The 21771-nt window shown below is 57.5% G+C and carries 19 protein-coding genes; 14 read left to right on the top strand and 5 right to left on the bottom strand.

The genetic code is table 11. The features are described 5' to 3' along the window. Positions 1–21: 21 nt before the first annotated feature. From alg8 to yaaA, 3 genes are all read right to left on the bottom strand, one after another. On the bottom strand, positions 22–1503 hold the full coding sequence (alg8, locus tag ACA066_RS04680) for a mannuronan synthase (RefSeq protein ID WP_497698315.1): 1482 nt from the start codon (positions 1501–1503) through the stop codon (positions 22–24). A gap of 103 nt (positions 1504–1606) precedes the next feature. Beyond that, on the bottom strand, positions 1607–2923 hold the full coding sequence (locus tag ACA066_RS04685) for a nucleotide sugar dehydrogenase (RefSeq protein WP_497698316.1): 1317 nt from the start codon (positions 2921–2923) through the stop codon (positions 1607–1609). A gap of 813 nt (positions 2924–3736) precedes the next feature. Further along, the gene (gene yaaA / locus ACA066_RS04690) at positions 3737–4516 is read right to left on the bottom strand and encodes a peroxide stress protein YaaA (protein WP_017336634.1); all 780 of its coding nucleotides are present in this window, start codon (positions 4514–4516) and stop codon (positions 3737–3739) included. Between the two features lie 308 nt (positions 4517–4824). On the opposite strand from yaaA, the gene ACA066_RS04695 reads away from it, so the two are divergent. From ACA066_RS04695 to ACA066_RS04755, 13 genes are all read left to right on the top strand, one after another. Further along, positions 4825–5949: a polysaccharide deacetylase family protein gene (locus tag ACA066_RS04695; RefSeq protein ID WP_497698317.1), complete on the top strand. Its 1125-nt coding sequence runs from the start codon at positions 4825–4827 to the stop codon at positions 5947–5949. Between the two features lie 336 nt (positions 5950–6285). Then, positions 6286–7680: a PhoH family protein gene (locus tag ACA066_RS04700; RefSeq protein WP_497698318.1), complete on the top strand. Its 1395-nt coding sequence runs from the start codon at positions 6286–6288 to the stop codon at positions 7678–7680. A gap of 228 nt (positions 7681–7908) precedes the next feature. After that, positions 7909–8382, top strand: coding sequence for a cyclic pyranopterin monophosphate synthase MoaC (moaC, locus tag ACA066_RS04705; protein ID WP_497698319.1), 474 nt, complete (start codon positions 7909–7911; stop codon positions 8380–8382). After that, positions 8379–8621: a molybdopterin converting factor subunit 1 gene (moaD, locus tag ACA066_RS04710; protein ID WP_497698320.1), complete on the top strand. Its 243-nt coding sequence runs from the start codon at positions 8379–8381 to the stop codon at positions 8619–8621. The genes moaC and moaD overlap by 4 nt, the downstream gene beginning before the upstream one ends. A 3-nt stretch (positions 8622–8624) precedes the next feature. Next, positions 8625–9077 carry a molybdopterin synthase catalytic subunit MoaE gene (gene moaE / locus ACA066_RS04715; protein ID WP_497698321.1) on the top strand — a complete coding sequence of 151 codons (453 nt, stop codon included), beginning with the start codon at positions 8625–8627 and terminating at the stop codon, positions 9075–9077. Between the two features lie 307 nt (positions 9078–9384). Continuing rightward, positions 9385–10161 carry an ABC transporter substrate-binding protein gene (locus tag ACA066_RS04720; protein WP_497698322.1) on the top strand — a complete coding sequence of 259 codons (777 nt, stop codon included), beginning with the start codon at positions 9385–9387 and terminating at the stop codon, positions 10159–10161. Between the two features lie 262 nt (positions 10162–10423). After that, positions 10424–10933 (top strand): disulfide bond formation protein B, encoded by a 510-nt coding sequence (locus tag ACA066_RS04725; protein ID WP_497698323.1) that lies wholly within the window; start codon positions 10424–10426, stop codon positions 10931–10933. Positions 10934–11760: 827 nt separating this feature from the next. After that, positions 11761–12705 (top strand): ubiquinol oxidase subunit II, encoded by a 945-nt coding sequence (gene cyoA, locus ACA066_RS04730; RefSeq protein WP_497698324.1) that lies wholly within the window; start codon positions 11761–11763, stop codon positions 12703–12705. Between the two features lie 3 nt (positions 12706–12708). Continuing rightward, positions 12709–14739 (top strand): cytochrome o ubiquinol oxidase subunit I, encoded by a 2031-nt coding sequence (cyoB, locus tag ACA066_RS04735; RefSeq protein WP_497698325.1) that lies wholly within the window; start codon positions 12709–12711, stop codon positions 14737–14739. A gap of 3 nt (positions 14740–14742) precedes the next feature. Then, the gene (locus ACA066_RS04740; RefSeq protein WP_497698326.1) at positions 14743–15369 is read left to right on the top strand and encodes a cytochrome o ubiquinol oxidase subunit III; all 627 of its coding nucleotides are present in this window, start codon (positions 14743–14745) and stop codon (positions 15367–15369) included. Continuing rightward, the gene (cyoD, locus tag ACA066_RS04745) at positions 15370–15705 is read left to right on the top strand and encodes a cytochrome o ubiquinol oxidase subunit IV (protein WP_008025399.1); all 336 of its coding nucleotides are present in this window, start codon (positions 15370–15372) and stop codon (positions 15703–15705) included. 11 nt (positions 15706–15716) lie between these two features. After that, positions 15717–16604 carry a heme o synthase gene (gene cyoE, locus ACA066_RS04750; protein WP_497698327.1) on the top strand — a complete coding sequence of 296 codons (888 nt, stop codon included), beginning with the start codon at positions 15717–15719 and terminating at the stop codon, positions 16602–16604. Between the two features lie 229 nt (positions 16605–16833). After that, positions 16834–18345: a Fic family protein gene (locus tag ACA066_RS04755; protein WP_497698328.1), complete on the top strand. Its 1512-nt coding sequence runs from the start codon at positions 16834–16836 to the stop codon at positions 18343–18345. Positions 18346–18415: 70 nt separating this feature from the next. Here the strand turns inward: ACA066_RS04755 and ACA066_RS04760 are convergent, their stop codons facing one another. Beyond that, positions 18416–18694 (bottom strand): DUF3077 domain-containing protein, encoded by a 279-nt coding sequence (locus tag ACA066_RS04760; RefSeq protein ID WP_497698329.1) that lies wholly within the window; start codon positions 18692–18694, stop codon positions 18416–18418. Between the two features lie 387 nt (positions 18695–19081). Next, positions 19082–20500 carry an aminotransferase-like domain-containing protein gene (locus tag ACA066_RS04765; protein ID WP_497698330.1) on the bottom strand — a complete coding sequence of 473 codons (1419 nt, stop codon included), beginning with the start codon at positions 20498–20500 and terminating at the stop codon, positions 19082–19084. 148 nt (positions 20501–20648) lie between these two features. Here ACA066_RS04765 and ACA066_RS04770 point away from each other — a divergent pair, with 148 nt between their 5' ends. Beyond that, a complete protein-coding gene (locus ACA066_RS04770; RefSeq protein ID WP_497698331.1) occupies positions 20649–21749 on the top strand; it encodes an MFS transporter in 1101 nt (366 codons plus the stop codon). The last annotated feature ends 22 nt before the right edge of the window (positions 21750–21771 follow it).

Below are 21771 nucleotides of genomic sequence, written 5' to 3' on the forward strand. Positions count from 1 at the left end.
GTTAATTCAATAAGGGGGCGGTCAGACCATCATCAGCAGCACGGCGACAAAAATGCTGCCGGCGGAGAAGGTCATGGTCCGAGACGACCAAGTGTTGAACCAACGTTGAAAGCTGGCGAGATCACGGGTCAGTTTGGTGTCCTGGCGAGTCCAGGATTGTTGGTCGAGGCGGAAGAACACGTAGATCTTCACCAGCGCGCCGACGATCTGGTTGTAATAGAGAATCGCCGGGTAGGCCGGGCCGATCCGGTGACCGGAGCAGGACAGCAGCAGGGTCAGGATCAGGCGTGTGATGCCGATCCACAGCAGGTACACCAGGATGAACGCGGTGCCGTACTTGAAGGATGCGATGATCGCGACCGTCAGGCCCAGCAGCGAGGTCCACATCGACACGCGCTGATCGAACAGCACCACCGAGGTGAACAGACCGAGGCGTTTAACACCAAGGCCCAGAGCGCGGGCGTTCTGGCGCAGGTTGTTGCCGTACCAGCGGAACATCAGTTTGCGGCTGGCCTTGATGAAGCTTTTTTCCGGCGGGTGTTCCACGGTGTGGATCGCGGCGTCCGGCACGTAGAACGTGTCGTAGCCCAGACGCATCAGGCTGAACCAGCTCGACTTGTCGTCACCGGTGAGGAACTTGAAGCGACCCAGGCGCCAGTGTTGCAGCGAGTCGCTTTCCACGTCGGCGATGAAGTCCGGGTCGGTCACCACGGTTGCGCGGAACACCGACATCCGGCCGGTCATGGTCAGCACGCGCTTGGACAATGCCATCGAGCACATGTTGATGTGACGCTGGGCGAAGCGCAGTTTGTGCCACTCGCTCATGATGTAGCCGCCGCGCACTTCGCAGAACTCGTTGGTGGTCAGGCCGCCGACGTTGCTGAACAACTGGAACCACGGCACGGTCTTGAGCACGACGCCTTCGGCGAGCACGGTGTCGCCATCGATCACGGCAACCACTGCACGGTCGTCCGGCAGGTGGCGGGAGATGGCGCGGAAACCGTAGGCCAGGCCGTCACGCTTGCCGGTGCCGGGAATGCGCACGAAGTCGAGCTTGACCCGCTCCGGCGGATTCATCTTGGCCCAAAGGTTTTTCACCAGTTTCTCATCGGACATTTCCACGATCGAGCAGACCATGGTGGTCGGCAGACCGCAGTCGATCGCTTCGCGAATCACCGAGGCATAGACCTGGGCAGTGGTCAGCGCGTCGATACGAAAACTGGTGACCATCAAAAACACATGGGACGGGTCTGCCGCTTTACCCAGCTTGCGCACTTTGCGCCGCAGGTGCGGGTAGACCACGTACAGAAACAGCATGCCGCGCAGGAAGTGCGTGGCACCCATCGAATAGCGCCAGATCCCGATGAAGCCGATCAGGAAAATGAAATCCTTCGACTCGGAATCGAACGTAGTCGCAGGCAACGCCATGGCGATGCCCATCAGAATACTTAAGTAAAACAGCCAACCGGCGGCCTGAAGTAGGCCGTGCTTTAGCCTGTGCATAGTCAACATCCTAAAGTCAGTTGCAAGCCCCAAGCTCCAAGCGACAAGCCTGGAGCGAGGCGCTTTTGAACTTGCGGCTTGGAGCTTGAAGCTTGCGGCTGCTTTACCAGCAGATGCCTTCAGTCCGGCCACTCACGCTGGTGGCTTTGGACATGAAGCCGACCAGGTCGATCACTTGCTTGCCGTGTGGAGCCTGTTCCGCCAGAGCGCGGAATTTTTCGTCACGGTTGCCGAGGATGATCACGTCGGAGTTGTTGATCACGTCGTCGAAGTCGGAGTTGAGCAAGGACGAGACGTGAGGGATCTTCGACTCGATGTAGTCCTTGTTTGCACCGTGAACGCGGGCGTATTCGACGTTGCTGTCGTAGATGCTCAGGTCGAAACCCTTGCCGATCAGCATTTCAGCCAGTTCGACCAGCGGGCTTTCGCGCAGGTCGTCGGTGCCGGCCTTGAAGCTCAGGCCCAACAGGGCGACTTTGCGCTTGTCGTGGCTGGAAACGATTTCGAAGGCGTTCTGCACCTGGGATTCGTTACTGCGCATCAGCGAGTTCAGCAACGGTGCTTCCACATCCAGCGAACCGGCGCGGTAGGTCAGGGCGCGAACGTCTTTCGGCAGGCAGGAGCCGCCGAACGCGAAACCAGGGCGCATGTAGTACTGCGACAGGTTCAGTGTCTTGTCCTGGCAGACCACGTCCATCACGACACGACCATCGACGCCGACAGCCTTGGCGATGTTGCCGATCTCGTTGGCGAAGGTCACCTTGGTGGCGTGCCACACGTTGCAGGTGTACTTGATCATCTCGGCAACGGCGATGTCCTTGCGGATGATCGGCGCGTCGAGCTCTTCGTACAGCGATTGCAGAACGTCGCCAGACGCCTTGTCGAACTCGCCGATGACGGTCATCGGTGGCAGGTCGTAGTCGGCGATCGCGGTGCTTTCACGCAGGAACTCAGGGTTCACCGCCACACCGAAATCAACGCCGGCTTTCTTGCCGGAGCAATCTTCGAGAATCGGGATGACAACGTTTGCGACCGTGCCCGGCAGAACGGTGCTGCGAACCACGATGGTGTGACGGGTGGTCTTGTCACGCAGGACAAAACCGATCTCGCGGCATACCGCTTCGATGTAGTTCAGTTCCAGATCGCCGTTCTTCTTGCTCGGCGTGCCGACGCAGATCATCGACAGGTCGGTGTCGCGAATCGCCTCGGCGAAGTCGGTCGTTCCGCGCAGACGGCCGGTTTCGATTCCCTTGGCCAGCAGTTCGCCCAGACCCGGTTCAACGATCGGCGATTTGCCGGCGTTGATCATATCGATCTTGTCTTTGGCGACATCGACGCCAACGACGTCATGGCCCCGTGCAGACAGGCAACCGGCACATACTGCACCGACGTAACCCAAACCAAATATGCTGATGCGCATCGCATTTACCTCTGTATTTATCAAGCCATTACATGGCCGGAGTTAATGGTGTTCAGCGGTCATAGTGCACTCGGAAGTTTGGGCGACAGGCGCCGCAATGCCGTGTGCAGGCATATAAGTTCCGAGTGTCTAAATAAGTGCACTCAAGATGTGCGCAACTAGGCCTTATTATTATGATTTGCCCTGTTATGCAGCCGAGTCCTCTGGTCAGAGGTCATCCGTGCAAAGGTCTTGCGCGCTCAATGCCAGGCCGGAAGCCCGTGAATCAAGCGGTTCGGGTGCTCGGGTGAGCACGTTTATAGGGGCGCTGCCTTGGCCGTGTAGGGGATAGTAGTGATGCGTTATCTCCCGTCCTTCATGTGTTGCCCAAATCAGTGATTATTTAGCCAAAGTTATTGTGACAACTTCGCTACGTGATCTCTTCTCTGCGTAAGTTATCTCGTACATGTACAGAGATAATCGTTACCGGTGGTATGAGCTACGCATTTGGACATAGTTCCAGTCCGCTCATCGCGAATTCTGAAATTTCTTGAAATATTGAGAAAGATGGCACTACTTTCAAACTGATGGCACTTGCTGTCTCACCCTTGTTACACGGGGAGATAAGCAAGAACGATAGTTTTGTGCCACTACCGATAAAAATTTTCAGTGCCACTACTGAAAAAAATCATCGAAGTCGAGTGAAACTAAAGTTAGAAAACTGACCGGTGGTTTTTTTGGCGCCAAGATGTTGGCGATTAGGGCGGGAAATTGTTGGACGATCGGACGCAGGCGCACGACGGGAAATTTGCTGTCGTGCGCCGATCAGGCGCGTTACTCGGGAGCGTGATCGCGAAGAAACACCAGGTTGTCCGGTTTGGACTGTTCGGCGCTGTATCGATAGCCCTGGATGTCGAATTGCTTGAGGGCTGCCGGGTCGTTGATGCGCTCTTCGATAACGAAGCGGCTCATCATGCCCCTAGCTTTTTTCGCGTAGAAGCTGATGATTTTGTACTGGCCGTTTTTCAGGTCCTTGAACTCGGTATTGATGATGCGAGCCTTCAAGGCCGTGCGTTTGACCGCCGAGAAATACTCGTTGGACGCCAGGTTCAGCAGCACGTCATCACCCTGGTCGGCCAGGGCTTCGTTCAACCATTCGCTGATCCGCGTACCCCAGAAGGCATACAGGTCCTTGCCGCGGGCGTTGGGCAATTTGGTGCCCATTTCGAGGCGATACGGCTGCATCAGGTCCAGTGGACGCAGCAGGCCATAAAGGCCGGACAACATGCGCAGATGCTGCTGGGCGTAATCGAAATCAGCTTCGCTGAAGGTTTGAGCGTTCAACCCGGTATAAACGTCGCCCTTGAACGCCAGCAATGCCTGTTTGGCGTTTTCCGGTGTGAACGCCGGGGTCCAGCTGCCGAAACGCGCGGCGTTGAGCCCGCCGATCTTGTCGGAGACATGCATCAGCTCGCTGATCTGCGCTGGCGTCAGGTCGCGCAACTGCAGGATCAGCTCCTGGGAATGGTCGAGGTATTGCGGCTGGGTGAAGCGCTGGGTCGCCGGCGGTGTTTCGTAGTCGAGGGTCTTGGCGGGGGAAATCACCATCAGCATGAAGTCGTCTCCTTTAATGTGGGGGCGATTCTAGGGGGTTGTCCTTAATGACTCCAGCTATCAAGGCCATAGGTGATGGGTGGTGAACGCGGATCTCCTGCCTGGAGCAGATCCTGTGGCGAGGGGGCTTGCCCCCGTTCGAGCGCGCAGCGGTCGCAAAAACGCGCTGATGTTTTACCTGAAGAAATGCGAGAACAGGTTTTGGGGTTGCTTCGCAACCCAACGGGGGCAAGCCCCCTCTCCACAGTGGGTTGGGTCAACCTGTATCAGCTATAGTGCCGCGCGGGTTTTGTTATGGAGACATCCCATTGCGTATCGTTTTTCTATTTTCGGTCTGGCTATTGAGTTTCGGTGCCGTTGCGGCGCCGGGCGATGTGGCGACGCTCGATCGCAGCACCTGGCCTGAACAGCTCAGCAACCCGACGCTGTTCGATGTCGCCTCGCGGGCAGAGATTCTGATGTTTGCTCGTGTGCTGCTGGCCAGCGAATCGCTGGACGAGGCAAGCCTGGCCCAGCGCCTGGGCCTGCGCACGATCAATCTGGATTCGGTCAACAGCCTGCGTCAGCGCCTGTGGCAACGCTTGCTGACCAACTACAACTTCGCCCAGCAAAGCTGCGATCAGGATGCTTCCTTCTGTTTTCTGGTCGAAGACATGGCCTCCTTGCGCCAGCAAGCCGCCAAGTTTCAGGTCAGCGACGACAGCTACTACATCAAGTGGGCCGAACCGAGCCGGCTGTTCCATGCGCAGTACCTCGACGAGCAGTTGCGCAAGGCTGCGCTGTTTCCGCAAACCAGCAGCGAAGTCGATCGTTTTGGCGACTACGAGCGCAACGGCGAGCAGATGCATGACCGGCTGTTCCTGTTGACCTTCGACAGCGCCGCCAATGCCGCGCCGGACAACACGGCGTGGGTCACCGAGTACCTGCGCAAGGCGAACATGACGGGCACGTTCTTCGTCCTCGGCAAGGATATTCAGGCGCGTCTGAGCGAGCGTTCGGTGGCGAACCTGCAGGCGACTTACTCGACGCAGTGCATCGGCGTGCAAGGCTGGGAGTTCCGTTCCCACAGCCACTGGCAGGACTGGCAGGATTCGGTGCGGCGCAGTGCCGAACTGGTCAAGAGCAAATTGCCGGAGAACTACGTCCCGCTGTTCCGTCCGCCGGACGGCCAGCGCCGTTCTGACGCGGAAGGCTTCTTCAGGTCCCAGGGCTTGCAGGTGGCGCTGTGGGACATCGATGGCCAGGACGGCGCTGGCAAGCTCAAGGCCAACCAGAGCGCGCAGCGTGTGTTGACCCTGATGCTGTTGTGGCGGCATGGGGTGATCAACTTCAACATTAAACAGGATGGCGTGAAAACGGCGATGCCCTGGCTTGTCACGCAGACTGCGCCCAGCGGGATCGGTTGGGAAGATTGTCAGGACGCCTTTCGCTGAAAATAGCGAAAGCCCGTAAACATTGGGGATGGGGCGAATTTGGAACAGATTTCGGTGCAGGCGGACTTCCGACTTTAACGGGGTGATGGCAGTCCGCCAAGTGTTATTGGTCACTCTGAAAAATAAACTTCAAAAAAGCGTCAAAGTACTTTTTTCTGTCACGGGTTTTGGAGTATTACGAAGACAGACCGCCGAAACCTGCAACACAGGTGGCGTCTCCCAAGACCCATTTTGTGAGCAGTTCACTTGATCCCTCGCAGGTGAGTTCGGCAGTCACTTCGAGGCGCAGCACCGCCAAGGTATTGCGTCGAATGGCTCCCACAAAGGTGACCGAGTATGGATGATCACGGACGTAGTTCTTCCTCCAACCAGCCAATCCTGTATGTACTCGATACCAACGTATTGATTCACGATCCAAACGCCCTGCTTAACTTCGAAGAACACCACGTCGCGATCCCGATGACCGTGCTTGAGGAGCTGGACAAGCTCAAGAGCGGGCATCACAGCGTGGCTGCGGAATGCCGTCAGGCGATTCGCCTGATCGACAAGACCCTGGGCGATGCCAGCCCTGAAGACGTTGAACTGGGTGTACCGATCCAGCGTGGAAAAAGTGGGCCAAAAGGTTTGCTATCAATTCTGATGAGCAAACGTGCCGAACCGAACATCATTCTTCCCGAGCACCTGAACGACAACATCATCATCAACCAGTTGATCGACCTGCACGCGCGCGAGCCAAAGTTGCCCGTGGTGCTGGTCACCAAAGACATCAACATGCGCCTCAAGGCCCGTGCCTGCGGGATCGCGGCCGAGGACTACAGCACTGACCAACTGGTTGACGACGTATCGCTGCTGCCGAACGGCTACCACAACATGGCCGGGTCCTTCTGGGACCTCGTAAGGAATGTCGAAACCCGTCAGGATCACGGCCGCACCTGGCACCAGGTGAAGATGATCGACAACCTGCCGGCAGTGCATATCAACGAGTTCATTATCGACGAACAGGGTTTTGTCGGCTGGATCAAGGAGATCGACGAGGACAAACTGCTGATTCTCGACCTGCATCAGGAACCCCTGTTGCACCAGGAAGCCTGGGGCCTGAAGCCGCGTGACATCTATCAGAGCCTGGCGCTGTACGCCTTGCTGGACCCGGATATTCACCTGGTCAACCTGACCGGTGCGGCCGGATCCGGTAAAACCATCCTCGCCTTGGCGGCGGCGATCGAGCAGACGATGGTCAGCAAACGCTATCGCCGGATCATCGCGACGCGTAGCGTGCAGGGCCTGGACCAGGAGATCGGCTTCCTGCCAGGCACCGAAGCGGAAAAAATGGAGCCTTGGCTGGGCGCTATCACCGACAACCTCGAAGCCTTGCACATGGATGACGAAAACACCCATGGCAGCGTCGATTACATCCTCAGCAAAGTGCCGTTGCAGTTCAAATCCCTCAACTACATCCGGGGCCGGAGCTTCCAGCAGAGCCTGATCCTGATCGATGAATGCCAGAACCTCACGCCGCACCAGATGAAAACCATCATCACCCGTGCCGGCGCCGGTTCCAAAGTGGTGTGCCTGGGCAACCTGGCGCAGATCGACACCCCTTACCTGTCCGCGACCAGCTCCGGGCTGACCTACCTGACTGAACGCTTCAAGGATTTCCCGAACGGTGTCCACATCACCCTGCAAGGGGTGCCACGTTCGATTCTGGCCGAATACGCCGAATCGCATTTGTAACGGCCTCAGCAAAACCGGGCGGCCTCAAAGCCGCCCGGTTTTTTTATGCCCCACACAAAACCCTGTAGGAGCGAGGCTTGCCCGCGAAGACGGCGGCACATCCAATATCAATCCGCCTGACCTACCGCCTTCGCGGGCAAGCCTCGCTCCTACAAGGACATTGCAATCTTGCGTGCGGAAAATTGACCCGCAGGTTTACAATCGAGGCTCTTGATCAGGAGTAACCCTGTGCTGACTCATCTCGATTCCCAAGGTCGCGCCAACATGGTCGACGTCACCGAAAAAGCCGTGACGTTCCGTGAGGCGACGGCCCAGGCGCTGGTGCGCATGCTGCCCGAAACCCTGCAGATGATCGTCAGCGGCGGCCATCCCAAGGGTGATGTGTTCGCCGTGGCGCGCATTGCCGGCATTCAGGCCGCGAAGAAAACCAGCGACCTCATTCCTCTGTGCCACCCGCTGATGCTCACCGGCGTCAAAGTCGAGCTCAGCGCTGAAGGTGACGACATCGTGCGCATCGTTGCGCGCTGCAAACTGTCCGGGCAGACCGGCGTCGAGATGGAAGCGCTGACCGCCGCGAGCGTTGCCGCGCTGACCATCTACGACATGTGCAAGGCCGTCGATCGCGGCATGACCATTGAAAGCGTGCGCCTGCTGGAGAAACTCGGCGGCAAGAGCGGCCATTTCCAGGCGGATCAGCCATGAATGTCACCGTGAAGTTTTTCGCTCGTTATAGAGAAGCACTGGGCGTCGACTCGGTGAAGGTCGAAGGTGACTTCGCCACGGTCGATGACGTTCGCACACTGTTGGCCAAGCGTGATGGCGCCGATGTATTGAGCGAGCAGAACCTGATGTGCGCCCGCAACGAAGACCTTTGCCAACTCGACGAGCCGGTGAGCGACGGCGATGAAGTGGCGTTCTTTCCGACCGTGACCGGGGGCTGAGCCATGGCCATTCGTGTGCAATCCACGGCGTTCGATCCGGGCATTGAAGTCAACGCCATGCACGCCGCCAATGTCGGTGTCGGGGCAGTGGTGAGTTTTGTCGGCTACGTGCGTGACTTCAATGATGGGCTCGATGTGGCGGGGATGTTTCTTGAGCACTATCCGGGCATGACCGAAAAGGCCCTGGGCAAGATTGCCACTGAGGCCGAGCAGCGCTGGCCGTTGCTCAAGCTGGAAGTGCTGCATCGCATCGGCGCGCTGGAGCCGGGCGAGCCGATCGTCTTCGTCGGCGCTGCCAGCGCTCACCGCCAGGCGGCGTTCGACGCCTGCGCCTTTGTCATGGACTACCTGAAAACCCGCGCGCCGTTCTGGAAGAAAGAAAACACCAGCGATGGTGCGCGTTGGGTTGAGGGGCGTGACAGTGATCATGCGGCGGCGGATCGCTGGAAGCAGTAAATTCTGCGGCGTCTACAAATACGCCTTCGCGGGCAAGCCTTGCTCCTACAGGGTTTTGTGTCATACGCACATTATGTGAACGACACAAAACCCTGTAGGAGCAAGGCTTGCCCGCGAAGAGGCCATCCGCAACAACCAATATCTTCCTGACCCACCTCCCGACCACCGGCCGGCACATCCCCATTGCCCCAATTGACGACTTATACATAAAAGTCCAGTATGGAATTATAAGTACAAAAAAGCGTTCCCCCGTTTCTGCTCTTTCTTCTGTCTTGCCAAACCAACAACAACCCGCGAGAGAACGAACATGAAGAAATTCCCCCTCATCACCGGTCTGGCCCTGAGCCTGTTGGCGTGCAGCACTTTGTTCGCCGCCGATAAAACCCTGCGCATCGGCATCGAAGCGGCTTACCCGCCGTTCGCATCCAAAACCGACAAAGGCGAAATCGTCGGTTTCGACTACGACATCGGCAATGCCCTGTGCGCGCAGATGCAGGTCAAGTGTATCTGGGTCGAAGGTGAGTTCGATGGCCTGATTCCTTCCCTGAAAGTGAAGAAAATCGACATGGCGCTGTCGTCCATGACCATCAACGAAGACCGCAAGAAGTCGGTGGACTTCACCCACAAGTACTACTTCACCTCATCGCGTCTGGTGATGAAGGAAGGCGCAACCGTGGATGATCAATACGCCAGCCTTAAGGGCAAGACCGTCGGCGTGCAGCGCGCGACCACCACCGACCGTTACGCCAGCGAGGTGTTCGAACCGAAGGGCATCAACGTGAAGCGTTACGGCAACAACGAAGAGATCTACATGGATCTGGCGTCCGGTCGCCTCGATGCCATTTTTGCCGACACCATTCCGCTGAATGACTTCCTGTCGATGCCGCGTGGCAAGGGTTACGCCTTTGTCGGCCCCGAGCTCAAGGACCCGAAATACGTGGGTGAGGGCGCCGGGATTGCGGTGCGCAAGGGCAACACCGAGTTGGTCAGCCAGTTGAACACGGCCATTGACGGCATTCGCGCCAGTGGCGAGTACCAGAAGATTTCGGATAAGTACTTCAAGTCTGATATCTACGGCGACTGATCAAGCACGCTTCCCTGTAGGAGCGAGCTTGCTCGCGATGGACGTCAACGATAACGCGGGCTGTCTGAGTGAATGCGTTGTCCGGTCATTTTTCGCGAGCAAGCTCGCTCCTACAATGGGCCCGCGTGGAGTGTTACCAGTTAATCCCTTCTTAACCGCCTTATCGTTTATTTCCCGACATCTATTCCATGCGCCCCGGGCTCTCCAAGGTCCGGGCCAGCGTGTAGACTTCCGGTCAATCGATATCTAGAAGGGAAACGCAATGAGCGAGGAAACGATGCGGTTGGGCCGTGAGCGGCGCTACCTGGTGTTGCTGGGCATCATCTGCCTGGCGCTGATCGGTGGCGCGCTGTACATTCAAATCGTACTGGGCGAGGCGCCGTGCCCGCTGTGCATCCTGCAACGCTATGCCTTGCTGCTGATCGCGGTTTTCGCGTTCATCGGTGCGGCGATGCGCACCCGCCGCAGCATTACGGTGTTTGAAACCCTGGTGGTGATCTGCGCCCTGGCAGGCGTCGGGGTGGCCGGGCATCACGTCTATACCCAGTTCTATCCTGCGGTCAGCTGCGGCATTGATGTGTTGCAGCCGATTGTCGACGGTCTGCCGTTGGCGAAGATCTTCCCGCTGGGGTTCCAGGTCGACGGTTTCTGCTCCACGCCGTACCCGCCGATCCTCGGTCTGTCGCTGGCACAGTGGGCGTTGATCGCGTTTGTCCTGGTGGTGGTGCTGGTGCCGTTGCTCACTTCGCGTAACCGCAAGACGCTGCGCTGAGGTCATTCGCCCCATCGCCGCGTGACACAAAAAAACGCCCCGGTCCTCGTTGAGAGGGCCGGGGCGTTTTGCATTTTAGAGACCGGGCAAAAAGATCGTGATGTGCGGCAACGAGGGGTGCGACACATGTGCGACATGTTGTCACAGCACGAGTATCGCAAGGCATTTCAGCGTGCCGGATTGGTACATGTCTAGGCAATGAAATTGGTCTTTTGGCGCCTCTGCCGATTTCCATCCCCGCAACCCGGAACAGGCAGTTTTAACAGGCCCTGGCGAATTGCCAGAGCCCTTGTCTCATGGGGGCTTGGGCAGGGTCGCAGGGGAGGGCAGCGCCTTCGATACTGTCTGAACTGCGTGTGGTAGACCTACTATTTTTGGTGTTTTTGTTAAGAATCAATTTCGATAACATGGCGCGATTTTGCAAAAAACGTCAAGGATTGTTGCTGGAAAGGATAAAAATTATTTCGGGATGAGACATGGTTTATGAATCGCTACATATCTACAATCGCCCGCACTGAATTCCCGGCACTGCTCACCCTGACTCAGGTGCATGAGCAGCAACAGGGTGTCTAGAGGCCTGATGGCTTCCTGTGACGCCCAAGTGTCGGTGCCTTCCAACTATCCGCACCAAATGGAATTGGTCTGTAACAAGGCCTTTGACCACGAATTCGAATAAGAACTCACCGCTAGCCCAGGATTTGTCAAGCAGCGTCTGACGCGCGACGGGCAGCCCTTATTCAATCCAAGAAAATGCCAACCCTTGGCAGGGTGAAGTGTTGGCGATCAAAACCCAACTGCATTGCGCAAGCTGCTTTAGAGGTCGTGAGATGAGTAAAAACAGGTACCCCAGACTACTAGGCTTATTGCCGCTGATCGGCACGTTGTTGCTGTCAGGCTGCAACATGACCTTGCTCGATCCCAAGGGCCAGGTTGGCCTGGACGAGCGAAACCTGATCATCACCGCAACGCTGCTGATGCTGTTGGTCGTGATTCCGGTCATCGTCATGACCTTCCTGTTCGCCTGGAAATACCGCGCGTCCAACACTGACGCCGTCTACACGCCGAAATGGTCGCACTCCACCAAGATCGAAATCGCGGTGTGGGCTGTTCCAGTGCTGATCATCATTGCCCTGGGTTACGTGACCTACAAATCGACCCACGCCCTGGACCCTTACAAGCCGCTGGAATCCGACGTCAAGCCGATCACCATCGAAGTGGTCGCGTTGGACTGGAAGTGGATGTTCATCTATCCGGAGCAAGGCATCGCCACCGTCAACAAGATCGTGTTCCCGGCGCACACGCCGATCAACTTCAAGGTGACTTCGGACTCCGTGATGAACTCGTTCTTCATCCCGGCGCTGGGCGGCCAGATCTACGCGATGGCCGGCATGCAGACCAAACTGCACCTGATCGCCAACGAAAACGCTGAAATGGACGGTATCTCCGCCAACTACAGCGGTGCTGGTTTTACCGGTATGAAGTTCAAAGCTATCGCCACTTCTCAGGAAGATTTCGACGCCTGGGTAAGCGAAGTCAAAAAGGCACCTAAACAGCTTGAAAAAGCTGAATACGAAGCCCTTTCCAAGCCAAGCCAGAACAACCCAGTCGAGCTCTACTCCTCGGTCACGCCAAACCTGTTCCAGATCATCGTCGACAAGTACGAAGGCATGAAACCGGGCAAGCCGATGCACCACGAGAAGAAAGAGAAAGAAGTGGCCCATATGGAAGGGATGGACATGAGTTCGCATTCAGCTGCCGGGGCAGAGGAGTAAACGATGTTTGGTAAATTAAGTTGGGAAGCGGTCCCGTTCCACGAGCCGATCGTGATGGTGACCATCGCCATGATCGCCCTCGGTGGTCTGGCGCTGTTCGCGGGTATCACCTACTTCAAGAAGTGGACCTACCTGTGGACCGAGTGGCTGACGTCGGTCGACCACAAGAAAATAGGCGTGATGTACATCATCGTTGCCATGGTCATGCTGCTGCGCGGTTTTGCCGACGCCATCATGATGCGTACCCAGTTGGCCATGGCCACCGAGGGTTCGCCTGGCTACCTGCCACCTGAACACTATGACCAGATCTTCACCGCTCACGGTGTGATCATGATCATCTTCATGGCGATGCCATTCTTCACCGGCCTGATGAACCTTGCAGTGCCGCTGCAGATCGGCGCGCGTGACGTTGCCTACCCGTTCCTGAACTCCCTGAGCTTCTGGCTGCTGGTATCCGGCGTAGTGCTGATTAACCTGTCCCTGGGCGTCGGCGAATTCGCCAAGACCGGCTGGGTTGCCTATCCGCCGCTGTCGGGCCTGCAATACAGCCCTGGCGTGGGGATGGATTACTACATCTGGGCGCTACAGCTATCCGGGTTGGGGACGACGCTGACGGGGGTCAACTTCCTCGCCACCGTGCTGAAAATGCGTACCCCTGGCATGAAACTGATGGACATGCCGATCTTCACCTGGACCTGCACCTGGGCCAACGTCCTGATCGTGGCTTCGTTCCCGATCCTGACCGCTACCCTGGCACTGCTGACGCTTGACCGTTACATGGATTTCCACATTTTCACCAATGAACTTGGTGGCAATCCAATGATGTACGTCAACCTGTTCTGGGCCTGGGGTCACCCCGAGGTTTACATCCTGATTCTGCCGGCGTTCGGGATCTTCTCCGAAGTCATCTCGACCTTCACTGGCAAGCGTCTGTTCGGCCACCACTCGATGGTCTACGCATCGGGCGCGATCTCGATCCTGGGCTTCATGGTCTGGCTGCACCACTTCTTCACCATGGGTTCGGGTGCCAGCGTCAACGCCTTCTTCGGCCTGGCGACGATGCTGATTTCGATCCCGACGGGGGTGAAGCTGTTCAACTGGCTGTTCACCATCTACCAGGGCCGTCTGCGTTTCACCAGCCAGGTTCTGTGGACCCTGGGCTTCATGGTGACCTTCGCCATCGGCGGCATGACCGGCGTACTGCTGGCCATCCCGGGTGCGGACTTCGTCCTGCACAACAGCCTGTTCGTGATCGCTCACTTCCACAACGTAATCATCGGCGGCGCGGTCTTCGGTTACATCGCAGGCTTCAGCTTCTACTTCCCTAAAGCGTTCGGCTTCAAGCTGCACGAAGGTTGGGGCAAGGCAGCGTTCTGGTTCTGGATCTCGGGCTTCTTCGTCGCGTTCATGCCGCTCTATGCACTGGGCTTCATGGGCATGACCCGTCGTCTGAACGCCACCACCAACCCTGAGTGGGTGCCGTACCTGTACGTGGCCATGTTCGGTGCGGTGATGATCGCTGTGGGTATCGCCTGCCAGCTGATCCAGCTGTACGTCAGCGTGCGTGATCGCAACAAGCCAGAAAACATGTGCGAACACGGCGACCCGTGGAATGCCCACACGCTGGAATGGTCGACCTCGTCGCCACCACCGTTCTACAACTTCGCGGTCCTGCCAAAAGCAGAAACCATCGATCCGTTCACCGAAGCCAAGGAAAACGGTACCGCGTACCAGGCTCCTGCTCGTTACGAACCGATCCACATGCCAAACAACACCGCGACCGGCCTGGTCATGGGTGCTCTGTTGACCGTGTTCGGTTTCGCGATGATCTGGCACATCTGGTGGCTGGCCATCATTAGTCTGGTCGGCACCGTGGGCTACTTCGTGATCCACGCTGCACGTGATGATCAAGGCTATATGGTGCCGGTCGACGTGATCGAGCGCATCGAAGCCGAGCAGCACAAGCGTCTGGTAGCGGCCGGGAAAGTTCCAGCCACCGCCACCCGTGTTGAAACCTCGTTGGAACAGGCTTAAACCATGTCGAACTTAGTGACCAATGCTGGACACACCCATGTCGATGGACATGGGCACGATGACCATCACCACGACTCGGGCGAGATGACCGTATTCGGTTTCTGGCTCTACCTGATGACCGACTGCATCCTGTTTGCGTCGATCTTCGCGGTGTACGCGGTACTGGTTAACAACGTAGCAGGCGGCCCGTCGGGCGCCGACATCTTCGAACTGCCATACGTACTGGGCGAAACCGCTCTGCTGCTATTCAGCTCGATCACCTACGGCTTCGCCATGCTGGCGTTGTTCAAGGGCAAGAAGAACCAGGTGCTGGGCTGGCTGGGCATGACCTTCCTCCTGGGCGCCGGCTTTATCGCCATGGAGATCAACGAGTTCCACGTGTTGATCTCCGAGGGCTTCGGTCCTAGCCGCAGCGGCTTCCTGTCCGGGTTCTTCACCCTGGTCGGCACCCACGGTCTGCACGTGACCAGCGGTCTGATCTGGATGGCGATCATGATGTATCAGGTGCAGAAAAACGGCCTGACGGCGACCAACAAGACCCGTCTGAGCTGCCTGAGCCTGTTCTGGCACTTCCTGGACGTGGTGTGGATCTGCGTATTCACCGTTGTTTATCTGATGGGGACTATGTAAATGGCTAACGCTCATTCCCACGATAGCCACGACGCCGGCCACGGCAGCGTCAAGTCTTACGCTATCGGCTTCATCCTGTCGGTGATCCTGACCGTCATTCCTTTCGGCCTGGTGATGTACCCGTCGCTGCCGAAAGCCCTGACCCTGTGGATCGTACTGGCCTTCGCAGTGATCCAGGTGCTGGTGCACCTGGTGTACTTCCTCCATCTGGACCGTTCGGCCGCGCAGCGTAACAACGTGATTGCGTTTGTGTTCGCCGCGATCGTGATCGTCCTGCTGGTTGGCCTGTCGCTGTGGATCATGTTCAGCATCCACACCAACATGATGGCGCACTGAGGTAAATCCGGATGTCCTTGAAGCACTTTATCCAAATCACCAAACCGGGGATCATTTTCGGTAACGTGCTTTCAGTGGCAGGCGGATTTTTCCTGGCCTCGAAAGGGCATGTCGATCTGGCCATTTTCCTGGCCGCCATGATCGGCACGTCCCTGGTGGTGGCTTCCGGTTGCGTGTTCAACAACTGCATCGACCGCGACATCGACATCAAGATGGAACGCACCAAGAACCGGGTGCTGGTCCAGGGCTTGATCTCCCTGAAACTGGCCCTGGCCTTCGCGACCGTCCTGGGTGTCGCCGGCGTTGCGTTGCTGTACAAGGTGGCCAACCCGTTGGCCGCTTTGTTCGCGGTGATCGGTTTCGTCATCTACGTCGGTTTCTACAGCCTGTACCTCAAGCGCAAGTCGGTTCACGGCACGCTGGTGGGCAGTCTGTCGGGTGCAATGCCACCGGTGATCGGTTACGTCGCTGTGACGAACAGCTTCGACATGGCCGCACTGACGCTGCTGGTGATGTTCAGCCTGTGGCAGATGCCGCATTCCTATGCCATCGCGATCTTCCGCTTCAACGATTACCTGGCCGCATCGATTCCGGTGCTGCCGGTGAAGCGCGGGATTCAAGTGGCCAAGAAGCACATCCTGATCTACATCCTGGCCTTCCTCGTGGCGACCTTGATGCTGACCTTCAGCGGCTACGCCGGCATGAGCTACCTCGCCGTCGCCGCGGCCATGGGCATGTACTGGCTGTACATGGCCTGGACCGGCTACAAGGCAGTGGATGACACGGTCTGGGCACGCAAGCTGTTCGTGTTCTCGATCTTCACCATTACCGCGTTGAGCGTGATGATGTCCCTGGACTTCAAAGTGCCGACCGAGCTGTTGCTGACGTACGCGCCTTAAGCGTCGGATGCTGTAACGAAAAACCCCGCCCTTTGAGAGAAGGAGCGGGGTTTTTTATTGGGCACTCATACGAAGTTATAAACAGTTATAGGGGGAAATCGCTATAACTACGAGCAATGAGATAGAACTGGTCACTTAAGAAAAAATCGAGATATTCTAGGAATCTTAAGATTTTATTGGCCCGCTAAAGAAAAATCGCGCGGCCTGCTCAAAAATGAGGATTTGCGCGATGAACTCAGCTGGATATGCCTGTCTGCAAGACGCACTGCAGCTTTCAGCGTTTCCTTTGCGCCAACCTGCCAGAGTTCAGCCCGTTACACGGCTTGAACGAATCGGCGAGACATTGGCAGTCCCACCTGCAATTGCACCTGCACCAGACGATCTGCTCGGACATGTCCTCTTCGCCTTGAAGCATGAAGGGATCAACCTTGCCATTCTAGCTCAGGCGTTACCTCGAATTCCGGCACAAGCGCTCGAAACCGAATTGCGAAAGGCTCCAAACGGGATCTACATCCGCAAGGCCTGCTTTCTCCACGAAGCATTCACCGGTGAGGAGCTGACCCAAAACTCCCCCGTGAAGGGAGGCTTCATCCCCTTGTTCGACCCGGAGCAGTACTTGACGATGCCAGGGGAACGTAATTCCCGCTGGCGTATTGAGTTCAATGGTATTGGAACACTGGCTTACTGCGCCACCGTTGAGCGAACACCTCAAATCATGGCGTTGCTACAACACGATATCCTTGCGCGTGCGCAGCAATTCATTCAGAACCTGCCATCAGGAATGATGGATCGGGCAATCAACTGGGCCTATCTGAGCGAAACCCAGGACTCGTTCGCCATCGAGAAGGAATCACCGAGCGAAGACAAGTCCCGACGCTTCATCCAGTTGCTCCGACAGGCTCATGAACGCATTCCGTTGAGTGAGGATTACTTGGTGACCCTCCAGAATGCAACGATCTCCAATCCATACGATATGGCCGCTGCGTTCCGTCATGAACAGAACCATCTGGCAAGCGGTCTGCATGGGGCAGCGGGTGTAACGTATGTCCCGCCTGCACCGGACTTATGTCGGGAGCTGATGGAACAGCTGATGGCATTGGGGAATGACGCGGTAAAACATATTGACCCTCTGGTCGCCGCCGGGATCATTTCATTTGGATTCGTCTTTCTTCACCCTTTCATGGATGGGAATGGTCGCCTTTCCCGCTTCCTCATTCACCAGACGCTTTGCCGTGCGGGGGCATTGGAAAATGGCTTGCTGCTCCCGGTGTCGGTGGCAATGAAGCGTGAGGAGCGTCTGTATCTGGAAACTCTGCAGGAATTCTCCCGACCCGCGCGTGAGTTCTGGGACGTGCGGTGGATTGATCAGGGAAACTTGTCCTTCAACTTCACTGGCCATCCGACAATATACCGCTTCTGGGATGCCACGCCCGGCGTTCGATTCACTCTGGAGATGGCCAAGAGAGCTCTTGAAGTAGAGCTTCGTGAAGAGACGGTTTTTCTCGAAAATTACGACAAAATCGTCAAGGCGGTTGATGAGCGATATGACGTCCGAGGCAGTGACTTGGCCAATCTGGTAATGATGTGCTTGTCGCAAAATGGCACGGTCTCAAAGCACCGACGCAAGCAGTACAAGTATTCGGTTCAGGAGGAAGTGTTTGATTACATCGAGCGGGTCACGCAGACCTTGCTTCGAGATCAGGAACAGGAAAAGCAAGGGGCCGAAGTTGCTGACCAGTAATGCCTGGATTGATAGATCAAGCTTCGTATAAAAAGCCCCGCGTTTCGGAAGAATCGCGGGGCTTCTTCATTCAAGCGCGGTTGTTACACGGTGCGTCGAGCACCTTCGCGACATCATCGATAATCGCTTTACTCATATCCTGCAAAAAATGCGACGCCCAGGCATGCCGGTCGCTATCGCGAATCATGGCGGCGTCTGAGGCGAGAAGTTTGGCGATGTGGAGCAGGTCGGAAGCGTGGTAGAGGGCCTGGATTATCGGGACGTCACGGTTGATTCGGAATAGCGGTTGATTGGCGTGATAGGAGAAGGGGGGGAGGCCGATGGTTTTTAGGTCTTTGGGATTGGTCATTGGGCACCTCCGGTGGTTGGGAGGCGACGGGGGACCGGTGGCACAGAAGCATAAATTTTGAACGGATTGCTGGCGTGCATAAAGGAGAACTCCGATTGATGCCTACATCGTGTTCGAGTTATGAGGCCCGGTCGCTGAATTGGCAGCGACGGGTCGAAGTTAGCGTGTGGGAGGCGAGGATCACAATCGTAGCGATCTGGTGGCGGTGGGTGTCATGCGGCCAGTAAACGTTTCGCCGGACGCGATCCCTGTGGCGAGGGAGCTTGCTCCCGCTCGGCTGCGCAGCAGTCGCAAAAGCCTGTAAATACGGAGTGTTGGAAGAAGTGCAGGGGAGCGCTTCGCACTCCAGCGGGAGCAAGCTCCCTCGCCACAGGGGTGGTGTTGCGGTTACTTTTTGTAATCGTCGAGCAACCGAAAGAACCGTTCCCGCACCTGAACGTTATCGCTGTGCGCCACGTTGAAACGCAGAAAGTGACTGGCATCCGGTGCTTTGCTGAGCAAGGTGCCGGGCGCCAGCACCAGGTCGATGTCCAGACCCTTCCTCGCGAGCGTTTCGGCATGCAACCCTTCGGGCAATCGCGTCCAGATAAACAACCCTTCATGCGGCAGCGATGAAACGGAACAACCCGCCTCCACCAGCCAACTCGACACCCGACTGCTCGACTCGTAAAGCCGATCCACCGTGCGCCGGGTGTGTTTGGCATAGCTGCCATCACTGAGCATCGTGCAGATAATCTGCTCCGCCAGTTCCGACGTCATGCCACCGCAGGCCATTTTCAGGGTGACCATCCGTGCTGCCAGTTGCGGCGAAAGCACCGCATAACTGACCCGACTGTTCGCCGTCAGGGTCTTGGAGAAACCGGAAACGTAACTGACATTGTCCAGCCCGCCCGCTGCGAGGCGCGGCGTTGTACGTTGCTGCATGTCGCAATACAAATCGTCTTCGACGATGTGAAAACCATAGCGGTGGCTCAACTCCAGCAAGCGATAGACCTGCGCCGGGGAGAACGAGTGCCCGGTCGGGTTGTGCAGGGTGTTATTGGTCATGTAGAGCACGGGCCGATGGACGATCAGCAATTGCTCGAAGGCGTCCAGGTCCATGCCCTCAGCGCCACGGGGAATGGTGATGACCCGGGCGCCATGCAAGGCCAGATTGGTGTGCATGGTGAAGTAACACGGATCGTCGAGCAGCACCGTGTCGCCGGGTTTGACCAGCAGACGCATCAGCATGTCGATGGCCTGCACGGTGTTGGCGGTGGTGATGATCTGGTCCACTGGTACTTCGATGCCCAAGGTCGCCAATTTGACCCGCAACGCCTCGCGAAGCGGCAGGTAACCGGCGGCGACGCCGTATTCGCCCATGCGCAGGGAAGTTGCACGCAGGGTGCCGCGCACGGCTTTCAACAATTCTTCTGCCGGCAGCCACGAGGAAGGCAGGAAACCGGCACCAGGGCGCAGCGCGCCGTTGTCCTGCAGCACTGCGCGGCGGACCACGCTGAGGGTGTCCTGGGGTTGCAGGTCCGGGCCGGCATCGGTCTTGAGCGTGGTGGTGGAGCGGTGCACATAATGCCCCGAACCCTGGCGTGAAACCACCAGGCCCTTGGCCCGCAAGCGGTCCAGCGCATCCACCACCGTGGACTTGCCCACGTTCATCAACTCGGAAAGTTCGCGAATCGGTGGCAGCCGCGAGCCGTGAGGCAGCCCGCCCTGGCTGATCGCCACCGACAATTGATCGACGATCTGCTGGACCAGCGGCACTCCCGGCTGGAACTCGATGGCGGCGATCACTGCTCGCTGAACCTGCATTTTACTGGTCTCTCCGGCAGTAAAGTTCGTTTGATTCTATACGAACTTGCTCTGATGAAAACAAGCGACTCTCTCTACCATCACCTTACAGACTTTCCTGATTGTTCGCGCTGGACGCCTGAACAATCGCTGGTTCCAGAGGTGTTGCATGAGTGTTCAAACAACGGTCGCCGTCGCCAAACCGGTGATCAATATTCGCCTGTTCACGATCCGGATCATCACCGCCGTGTCGCTGTTTGCCGTGCTGGGCAAGGCCAACGTCTGGCTCGATACCGCCACCAACAGCATCCTCGCCCTCGGTTATCGGGCCTTGCTGTTGCTGCTGCCGCTGACATTGCTGGTGCTGGGCCGTCGGTCACTGAGCGTTACGCTCATGTGCGCTGCCCTCGGGTTGGTGTTGCTGGCGGTCACCAGCAACCAGGGCATGGTGATGTTCGCCGCAGCGTTGTTCGCCTACGGCATTGCCATTGCCGGTTACCTGATCAAGAGCGAAGCCGCCCAGACCAAAGAGGGCGCGGCCTACAACCGCGTCGCCATGAACATGGGCAGTCTGGTGGCGGGGTTGATCCTGCTCTCACCGCTGCTGACCCCAACCCTGTTTTTCCTCGGCGCCGCGGGTTTCGTCCTGCTGTGCCTGCCCATCGCCATGGGCGCGACCTTCACCACGCAATCGGTGGTTGCCCAACCGACCACCCACGACGGCAGCGGCTGGCGCAACAAGCTGCCATGGGTCATCGCCGGCATCATCATGGGCATCAAGCTGTTTGGCGTGTTCTCGATTCTGCCCCAGGCGATCCTGCTCAAGACCGGTGAATTGCCGGCCTGGTATGGCTTGATGCTGATCCTCAACAGCGCCGTGGTGGTGTTCGCCCAGGTGCCGGTGATGAAACTGATCGAGCGTACCGGGCGCTTCAAAGTGGTCGCTGTCATCGGGATCATCATCGGCGGCTTCGCCGTGCTCTCGTCGCCGGATGCGTTCCACGTCGAAACCCTCGCCGGCGCGTTGATCTGGGTCGCGCTGCTGTCCGTCGCCGAGTGCGCGTTCAGCTACCTCGATTACTTCTCCGTCAAACAAAACAACATGTTCGTCAAAGAAGTGTCCCTGGGCGTCGGCGCCGGGCTGACGGTGCTGATCATGCGGGTCATGCCACCGCCCTATAGCGCCCTGGTGCTGGCTGCCATCGGCGCGGGAGGCATCCTCGCCTGGTACTGGCTGAACCGTAGATCCAACGCGTCGCTGCACGACTGAGTCACCGCGTTTGCGTTTTTTA

The sequence above is a fragment of the Pseudomonas sp. LBUM1651 genome (genome assembly GCF_059716135.1).